2 protein-coding genes are annotated in these 2,049 nt (G+C 74.1%); both read right to left on the bottom strand.

All coding sequences use genetic code 11. The annotated features are described in order from the left end of the window. A partial coding sequence (locus LLG88_14190) for a hypothetical protein (GenBank protein ID MCE5248059.1) occupies window positions 1–789 on the bottom strand: 789 nt, incomplete at its 3' end. Beyond that, a complete protein-coding gene (locus LLG88_14185) occupies window positions 774–1,718 on the bottom strand; it encodes a FecR family protein (GenBank protein ID MCE5248058.1) in 945 nt (314 codons plus the stop codon). The genes LLG88_14185 and LLG88_14190, both read right to left, overlap by 16 nt. Between the last annotated feature and the right edge of the window lie 331 nt (window positions 1,719–2,049).

Genomic DNA, 2,049 nt, shown 5'->3' with positions numbered 1-2,049 from the left:
CGCCGCCGGGAACTTGCACGGGATGTCCACCGCCTGCCCCGCCGCGACGCGCGCCGCCTGCTCGTCGAGGTAGTGCGCCTGCTCGGGGTTGGCGTTCAACGCCGCCGCCGCGTTCTCGGAGAAGTAGCTCGCGCAGAGCAGCCGTTGCCACGCCTTCAACCCCGACGTGTCGTAGCGGCCGCCGCTCAGCGGCTGCAGCTGCCCCTTCGCCGCGGCGCCCGAGTCCCACTTGAACCCCTCGAGCGTGCCGCCCGGCGTCTGCATCGAATCCGGGGGCGGGCCGTCCTCGCCGTGCATCTTGGCGAGCAATTCTTCGCCGTCCTTCTCGCGTTGGTTCCGCTCCGCCTCCGCCCGTCGCTGCGCCTGCGCCTGCTGTTCCCGCCAGAGGTCGCGGAGCTGCCGCTGCTGCGCCTCGAACTGTATCTTCGCCGCCTCCTGCGCCGCCTTCCGCGCCGCGACGTCGGCGGAATCGTCGCGCGGCGGGGCGAAGAGCGAGGCGAGCGCCTGGCCGACGATGTCGCCCAGCATCTGGGCGGCGAACGCCTCGTTGCTCATCGCGCCCGACGGGTGACGCCCCGAAGCCGAACCGCCCGACCGCGTCGTGCAGACCGGCATGGCGTTGGCGCTCGGGCAGGTGCAGCTCAGGTAGGGACGCTCGTTTTCAGTGATCCTGGCCGACGCGGCGCAGTCGATCTTCATGCCGGGGACTTGCGGCGAGGCGAGGGCCGCGGGGACGCAGAGCAGGGCCGGCGCCGCGAAGAGCGCGAGGCGTCTCATTCCTCCCACCATCTCCGCATTTCCTTCACGTTCGCCGCCGTCGGCTCGGCCGGCGTGCCGTCGGGAAGCAGATAGGACTGCATGCCCGGACCGACGAGGACCGTCTTCGTCCCCTTGGCGTCGCCGAAGGCGACGGTCCCTTCGAGGACCACGACCGACGACGGCTTGCCGGGGACCTCGCGCACGACGAAGTCGGTGCCGCGCACCGACGTCACCGCGCTCGGCGTCCGCACCTCGAACTTGTGGCCCATCCGCAGGACGCGGGCGCGGACCTCGCCGTAGAGGAGAGTTTCGACCGCGCCTTCCGCGAGGGTCATCGCGGCGCCGGCGGAGAGGCTGACGACGTTCCCCTCCGGGAGGAGGACGTCCGCGCGGCCGTCCTTGCCGGTGCGGATCGTGTCGCCCGGTCCGGCGACCGGCGGCGTGTCCGCGGTCACGGCGCGCGGCGCGCCGCCGCCCGCCGGCTGGATCTCGATCGTCCCTTCGGCGCGCGGCATGAACCCGGCCATGCCGCCGGCGGGCGGGAGTTCGCGCAGGCGCGCCGCCCACGCCAGCGCCTTCTCCGCCCGCGCCGCGCGCAGCCTGTTCTTGCGCAGCGCCTCTTCCGCGACGGCGACGACCCGCTGGGCCTCGGCCGTCGCCGCGGCGCTCTTCGCGGCCCGCGCCTTGGCCAGCAGAGCGCGGCCGGCGTCGATCGTGTCTTGATTGATCGCCTGCGCGGCCCGCGCTCCCGCGGCCTCCCGCTGCAGCCACGTTTCGACCATCGCGAGATACGGGGGGATCGGGCGCTTTGGAGGCGGCGCCGACTGGGCCCGCGCCGCGACCCCGGCGAGACCGGCGGCGAGGCCGAGGAGCGCGAGCGCTCCCGCGACGAGCGGGACGCTCCGGCCGCGCGGACCGACGAGGCGGGACGCGACGCCGCGAAGAAACCTGCCGCCCATGACGCGCCTCCCGGCTCCCGCGGTCCGCGGCTCGTCCAGCGACTCGCGGTCCACACCGAAGTCCCCTCTTCCCAGCGGCCGCGGTCCTCGGCGTCGCCGCGGCGCAGCGCACGGCCGCCGCCTCGCCGGAGACGACCGCGCGGGGATAGTTTAGCCAACGTCAGGCCGGAAAGAGGCCGGCGCTTTTCATGAATTGACCGATTGTGCGTCAGAACGGCGTTCCGCGTTCGCGCGGCGCACGCGGTCCGCGCGCCCGGCGCCCTCAGCGCTTCCTGCGCTGCGCGAAGAGCCAGTCGCGCAGCGCGCCGTCGCGGTAGGCGGGATCCCACGC

It is taken from the genome of bacterium (genome assembly GCA_021372775.1).
Lineage (GTDB): Bacteria > Acidobacteriota > Polarisedimenticolia > J045 > J045 > JAJFTU01.
Note: the sequence above shows the minus strand (reverse complement) of the source record. Positions and strands in the feature narration are given on the sequence as shown.